Annotated in this window: 6 protein-coding genes; 4 read left to right on the top strand and 2 right to left on the bottom strand. The window is 69.3% G+C overall.

What is annotated here, in order from left to right:
* Positions 1-71: 71 nt before the first annotated feature.
* From ACYVDG_RS19180 to ACYVDG_RS19195, 4 genes are all read left to right on the top strand, one after another.
* A complete protein-coding gene (locus tag ACYVDG_RS19180; RefSeq protein WP_460754654.1) occupies positions 72-1,706 on the top strand; it encodes a molybdopterin-dependent oxidoreductase in 1,635 nt (544 codons plus the stop codon).
* Positions 1,707-1,852: 146 nt separating this feature from the next.
* Entirely contained in the window at positions 1,853-2,539 is a 687-nt protein-coding gene (locus ACYVDG_RS19185; RefSeq protein ID WP_460754658.1) for a fasciclin domain-containing protein, read from the top strand.
* A 133-nt stretch (positions 2,540-2,672) separates the two neighbouring features.
* Positions 2,673-3,263 carry a sigma-70 family RNA polymerase sigma factor gene (locus ACYVDG_RS19190; RefSeq protein ID WP_460754661.1) on the top strand — a complete coding sequence of 197 codons (591 nt, stop codon included), beginning with the start codon at positions 2,673-2,675 and terminating at the stop codon, positions 3,261-3,263.
* A complete protein-coding gene (locus tag ACYVDG_RS19195; protein ID WP_460754666.1) occupies positions 3,260-4,000 on the top strand; it encodes an anti-sigma factor in 741 nt (246 codons plus the stop codon). Before ACYVDG_RS19190 ends, ACYVDG_RS19195 begins: the two co-directional genes overlap by 4 nt.
* Positions 4,001-4,062: 62 nt before the next feature.
* Here ACYVDG_RS19195 and ACYVDG_RS19200 read toward each other — a convergent pair whose 3' ends face one another.
* The gene (locus ACYVDG_RS19200) at positions 4,063-5,349 is read right to left on the bottom strand and encodes an MFS transporter (protein WP_460754671.1); all 1,287 of its coding nucleotides are present in this window, start codon (positions 5,347-5,349) and stop codon (positions 4,063-4,065) included.
* Positions 5,350-5,506: 157 nt separating this feature from the next.
* On the bottom strand, positions 5,507-6,262 hold the full coding sequence (locus ACYVDG_RS19205) for a siderophore-interacting protein (protein ID WP_460754677.1): 756 nt from the start codon (positions 6,260-6,262) through the stop codon (positions 5,507-5,509).
* Positions 6,263-6,861: the final 599 nt, after the last annotated feature.

A 6,861-nucleotide genomic window follows, 5' to 3' on the forward strand; every position in this document is an offset into this window, starting at 1 on the left:
TCCGGGCCCGCGGGAACAGAAAACTCGAGAAAAGTTCCCCATCCACCAATCCGGCCGACCGCCAGCCGCGAATGCCTTACGTGACTACCGAGACACGCGGGGAGAAGAACCCGCCACGCGACAGGCGACGGGCAGCCGTCGGGGTGGGTACTGGCCTGCTCGTCGTCGGGGCGGCGCTCGGATTCGGCGAACTCGCCTCCGGGCTCTTCCGCGCGACCTCTCCGGTGGTCACCGTCGGCGACGCGCTCGTCGACAGCAGTCCCCCGTCCCTCATGGAGTGGGCGATCGAACTCTTCGGGACGGCCGACAAGGCCGTGCTGATCACCGGGGTCTTGGTCGTCCTCGTCCTGGCGGGGGCGGTGCTGGGTGTCGTGGCGCTGCGCCGCCCCCTCGTCGGATACGCGGGACTGCTGCTGTTCGCGGCGGTGGGGCTCGCCGCCGTGGCCCTCCGCCGCACCGACGACCTAGCGGCGGCTGCGGCCGTGGTCGTCAGTGCGGCGGCGGGCGCAGTGGCCCTCGCCCTCCTGCGGAGAAGCGCGCTCCGCGCCCTTGAACCGGGGGGAAGGAAAGGGGAGCCGGAGGCACCGGCGGTCGCGGACGAGGAGACCTCGGCCGTTCCCGCTCCGGGACCGGACCGAGGACCCGGCCGGCGCGGCTTCGTGCTCACCGCCGCCGGGGTCGTGGCCGCGACCGGATCCGCCGGTGCCCTCGGACGCTGGCTGCCGTCGCTCATGGGCGGCGCGGGTTCCCGGGCCGAACTGGCCCTGCCCGCACCGGCCGAGCCGCTGCCACCCCTGCCGTCCGGGGCCGATCTCGGTGTACCCGGCATGGAGCCCTTCAGCACCCCCAACGCGGACTTCTACCGCATCGACACCGCTCTGACCATTCCCCGACTGGACTCCACCCAGTGGACCCTCCGGGTGCACGGCCTGGTGGACCGCCCCTTCGAGATCGACATGGATGAGCTGCTGTCCCGTGATCTGGTCGAAGCGGACATCACCCTGGTGTGCGTGTCCAACGAGATCGGCGGCGACCTGATCAGCAACACCCGCTGGCTCGGCTTCCCCCTCGCCGACCTGCTGCGCGAGGCCGGGGTCCAGGCCGACGCCGACCAGATCCTCAGCACCTCCGACGACGGCTGGACCTGCGGAACACCCACCGAGGCGGTCATGGACGGCCGCGACTCGCTGCTCGCCGTCGGCATGGGAGGGGAACCCCTGCCCCACGTCAACGGCTACCCCGCGCGGATGGTGGTGCCGGGCCTGTACGGGTTCGTCAGCGCCACCAAGTGGGTCACCGACATCAAGCTCACCCGCTTCGCCGACGAACAGGCCTACTGGGCCCAGCGCGACTGGGGCGTGCGGGCTCCGGTCAAGACCATGTCCCGCGTTGATGTGCCCGCCCCTCTTGGGCGCGTCGAATCCGGGGAGGTCGTACTCGCCGGAATAGCGTGGGCGCAGCACCGCGGTATCGACGCCGTCGAGGTCAGAGTGGACGACGGCGACTGGTGGGAGGCCGAGCTCGCCGCCGTGCCCGGTATCGACACCTGGGTCCAGTGGGTCACCGAGGCCACCGTCGAGCCGGGAAACCACTCCGTCGAAGTCCGAGCGACCGACTCCACGGGTTTCACCCAGCCTTCGGAGCGGGTGGATCCGATCCCCGACGGAGCCACCGGCTGGCACCGCATCCGTTTCACAGCTACCTGAGCCCCACCCGAGCCAGACCGCACAAACCTCAAAAGCCCCATTAACCCCACAGGCCACATAGAGCACACAGGCCACATAACAGACCGCACATGACACATAACAGAACGCACATTTAACCGAGTAAGAGCACCAACCAGGAGAGAACGATGAAGCGCAAGAACGCCATGATCCGCAAGAACACACTCGCCGCCACCGCCGCGGCCGCCGCGCTCGCCTTCGGTCTCACGGCCTGTGGTGACATGGACGGCAACGGAAACGGCGCCGACGACTCGCCCGAGATGGGCGACACCGAGCAGGAAGAGGACGCCAACGGCGAGGACATGGACGAGGGCATGGACGAGAACGGCATGGAGGAGGCCGGCGAGAACTTCGGCCCCGGCTGTGCCGAGGTGCCCGAGGACGGCGACGGCAGCTTCGAGGGCATGGCCGAGGACCCGGTCGCCACCGCAGCTTCCAACAACCCGCTGCTCTCGACCCTGGTCACCGCGGTGGAAGAGGCCGACCTGGTCGACACGCTCAACTCGGCCGAGGACATCACCGTCTTCGCGCCCACCAACGACGCGTTCGACGAGATCCCCGAGGAGGACCTGAATGCCCTGCTCGAGGACCAGGACGAGCTCACCGAGGTGCTGACCTACCACGTCGTCGAGGGCGAGCACACCCCGGCCGACCTCGAGGACGGCACGTTCACCTCGCTCCAGGGTGACGAGGTCACCACTGAGGGCGCCGGTGAGGAGTTCACCGTCGACGAGGACGCCGAGGTCGTCTGCGGCAACGTCCAGACCGCCAACGCCACGGTCTACATCATCGACACGGTCCTGATGCCCGCCTAATGACAGGGTGTCCTGACCCAAGGTTCCCCGGGCGGTCCGCGCGTTGACGCCGGGCCGCCCGGGTCCCAGGGTGGAATCACCGACCACAGTTTCCGACTCACGGTCCTCATCCCCGACGACGAGAAGGATGCAGATGGACAGGGCAGCAGCGCAGCCGCAGGGAGCGGTCCATGCGGGGCCACCGGGCCTGGAGGAACTGCTGCGCCGCGTGGCCCGGGGCGACGAGCACGCCTTCGGCAAGGTCTTCGACCTGATCAGCCCATCGGTCTACGGGCTGGTCCGCCGGATCCTGCGCGACCCCGCCCAGTCGGAGGAGGTCGCTCAGGAAGTCCTCGTCGAGGTCTGGCGCAGCGCCTGCCGCTACGACGCGCGCAGAGGCAGCCCGCAGGCCTGGGTGATGACCCTGGCCCACCGCAAGGCGGTAGACCGGGTCCGATCGGAACAGGCCAGTACGGACCGCGAGGCCAGAGCCGCTGCGGCGGACACCAAGCGGCCCTACGACGAGGTGGCCGAAGAGGCCACCAACCGGCTCGAACGCGAGCGCGTGCGCCGATGTCTGGACACACTGACCGAAACCCAGGGACAGTCGGTACGCCTGGCCTTCTACGGCGGATACTCCTACCGGGAAGTGGCCAAGCTACTGTCGACCCCCTTGGGCACTATCAAGACGCGCATGCGTGACGGACTTATCAGACTTAGGGACTGTTTGGGGGTGGAGTGGTGAGAAAGTCGCTGAGTCAGGACCCGCATTCACTGACGGGCGCCTACGTACTGAACGCCCTCACCCCGAGCGAGAGTGTCCGTTTCGAGGACCACTTGGCGGACTGCGACTCCTGTGTCCAGGAGGTGCGGGGTTTCACCGAGACCTCGGCCCTGTTGGCCTCGGCGGCCGCCCAGACACCGCCCGCGGAGCTGCGTGCCAAGGTACTGGAGGAGGTCTCGCGCACCCGGCAGCTCGCCCCGCCGCTCGAGCGGCTGGCCGAACCGCGCCGCCGCGGGTGGCCCTGGACTCTGGGGCTCGCCCTGGCCGCCTGCGTGGCCTTGATCGTCGCCCTCGGCGCGGTGATCCTGGATCAGCGCAACCAGGTGGACGAGCTCCGCTCGAACGAACAGCAGATCGCCGCGGTGCTCGCGGACCCGGACGCCGTCTCCACCAGCGCCGAGCCGATGGAGGGCGTGAGCGTCACGGTCGTGCACTCGGAGAGCCTGGGCGACCTGGTGTTCAGCGCACACGGCCTGGACGATCTGCAGGACGAGGACTATCAGCTGTGGCTCACCCGTGACGACGGCACCGTGTACTCCGCGGGTGTGCTCGCCGTAGAGGACGACGGCTTCGTGATGCCGATGCTCGCCACCCCCGAGGACGAGCAGACCGACGGTGTCGCGGTGACCGTCGAACCCGAGGGCGGGTCGGAACAGCCCAGCTCCGACCCGGTGATGGCGATGGAGGTCGCCGGGTAACCCCCTGGCCACCCCGCCTCCCGCGGCCCCCGCCCCCGGCGGGGGCCGCGGCCGTGTCCGGCTCACGGCACCGCGGTCTCCTCCGGTCTCGGCAGGTCACGCATGGTGGACCCGAGCGTGCACAGGGCCGCGAGCCCCGATACCACCGCCATCATCAGGAAAACCAGATCTGATCCGGCGAGGTCGAAGACGATTCCCACCCCGAGGATCCCGACCGGTTGGGACAGCAGGGCCATGAACGTCACCGCGCCCAGTGCGCGCCCTTGGGAGCCGTCGGGCACTGAGGCGGTGACGTAGCTGAAGAACACGGCGTTGACGCACGGAACAGCGGCGAACACGCATCCCATGATCAGTCCGAGCGACAGGACCCCCGGGGCGACAAGGAGCGCGAGCGCGCACACGGGCGCGGACCAGGCCGTGACGAGGAAGATCAGGGACGGCCGTGCCCAGCGCACGACCGGGCCCGACACCAGGGCACCCACCAGGCTCCCGGCTCCCGCCAGGGACACGGTCATTCCAGCCGCGAGATGGGAGGCCCCCCGGTCGTCCGCGGTGGCGATGAGCGCCAGGAACACCCCGGTCTGGGTGAAGGCGACGTTGAACCCCACGATCCACAGCATCATCGGCCGCAGGATCGGGTGCCGGGCCAAGAGTGCGAACCCGCTCACCGTCCCGCGGAGGCTCCACTCCTCCGGCTCAGACCCGCGGGGAGCCTGCATCGGCCTGCGGATACGCAGCACCAGCGCCATGGAGACCAGGTAGAAGACGGCCTCCGCAAGAAAGGGAAAGGCCCGGCCCAGGCCGAACAGCGAACCGGCGATGGGCGCACCGAGCGCGGTGGTGGTGGCGAAGCGGATCTGGTTCTGAGCGGAGGCGCTGGCCACTTGGGAGGAGGGCACGAGCTGCTTGATCGCTGCCATGGCGACCGGGTTGGAGATACCCATCAGCGCGGACGACGCCACCGCCACGAAGATCACGATGGGGACGGTGGCGTGCCCGCCGAACAGGATTCCGGCGAAGGCGACGAGCAGCATCAAGCGGCCGAAGTCGCAGATGAGCAGGATGGTACGCCGGTTGGCCCGGTCCGCGAGGGAGCCCCCGAAGACCGCCGTGATCATGGCCGCGGCCACCTGCGCGGCGCCGACGAAACCCGCCTGGGCCGCCGAGCCGACCAACAGCAGGATGAGGAGCGGATAGGCGACCTCTCCGCTCTCCTTACCGAGTCCGGCGAAGAAACGGCTGGTCCACAGGGCCTGGAATCCCTGGTTGCGAATGAGCGGACCGGGTTCCGCCGCCTCGCCCCCCGCCGACTGCGGAGGCAGGTACGGCTTCCGCCGTTCCATGGTCATGGTGTACGAGCCCCCGTCGTATTCCCTGTGGGGTCCGGGGTGATCCGAGACCTGTCCCGGGCGTCATCCCTGTCGTCCGCGTCGCGGAATTCATCCGGTCCGGGGCGTCAGTTGAAGGGAGCAGGGAACACGAAAGGGGATCCTGGGGGTGGGATGCTCATATCGCCATTATGCGCCGATTATGGACATTGGCGAGCCTCTGATGGCTGATGTGACCCATATCCGACGAAATGGCCACTATCGGCCTCATATGCACGTGCAACACATGACACACACCGCACAGCTGAACGGTGTCCGAACAGTAGCGAATCCGAGACGGTCCGAAGCAGGTTCGGCCGAGGTTCGGCGGCAGGTCAGTGGTGCAAACCCCTTTCCCCGACGCCCAGAAGGCCTTGACGCGCACCGTGTCCCTGGGCCATCCCCGCTCACCCACCAAATGGGCCCGGACCGCCTGGCCGGTCCGGGCCTCACCAGCGACGTAGGCGAAGCCCGGCCCCTCGGGCAGATCCAGTTCGGCCACCGCCGCGGGCAGGAACCGCGACGCGGCCGCGGACGCGCCGTGGCGGTGGACCCGAACCACCCGGTCCAAGCCGGAGACCGGTACGTCATCGCCCGCTGAGTCGCTCTCCAGCACCCCGATGGTGTGAGCGTCCGGACCGAGCGCAGCCAACAGGGGAGGGAAGGCGCAGGCACCGGTCTCCTCGCCGACGAACAGGTGGAAGGCCGCCTCACGCCGCAGGCCCGGCTCACCCTGCGGCCCCCAGAGTCGCACCTGGTCGCCGACCGCGACAGTACGCGCCCAGTGCAGGCCGATGCCCTCGCCCTCGAAGAGGTGGACCCAGAGTTCGAACTCGCCCCGATCCGGCTCCAGGTCGCGGACCGTGTAGGTGCGCAGGGTTTCGGCGGGGCGCATGATGCCGTGGAGGGGGCAACACCGTTGCCTTAGTGCCTGGTGACAAAGGGTGTGGCCCCTGCCCTTGGGGGCCGCTTTCCGCGTGGGTGGGGAGTCCGCGTGGGTGGGGGCTGAGGGTGGCTGGGGTTTGTTGTTGGGTGCGGGTTGCCCCGTTTCCTGCCGCCCGATGGTGGCCGTCTCCGCTGCGCGCCTCAAGGTCGTCGCCATCGAGCGCTTCGCGCGTCGAGGGGCGCTCCACCTTGACCCGCTTCGCTGCGACGGCGGGTCGGCGGCAGTCAGGAAACGGGGGACGTGTGGTCGGGGCCCCAAGGGGCCCTTCGGGCCCCGGGCCTCCGGCCCGAAGGGCCGGGCTTCGCCCGGTCGGGCCGTGTCCGGCCGGATTCCTGCCCGTCCGCCCGGCTTCATCGGCCAGCGCGTCCCAATCCAGTGACCAGCCAGCGACGAAGGACCCGAGCAGGCCGGGCGCATGGCGAAGCGCGTCCCACCGGGCTTTCGGCCAGGCTCAGGCCCCCTCATCGAAGTTGATCTTGCCCCCAGCTCCACCCTCGACGGCCGAGGGTTGAGACAGGGGCAAGATCATCGGGGATCAACCGGTTTCG

This window comes from Nocardiopsis oceani, assembly GCF_054777395.1.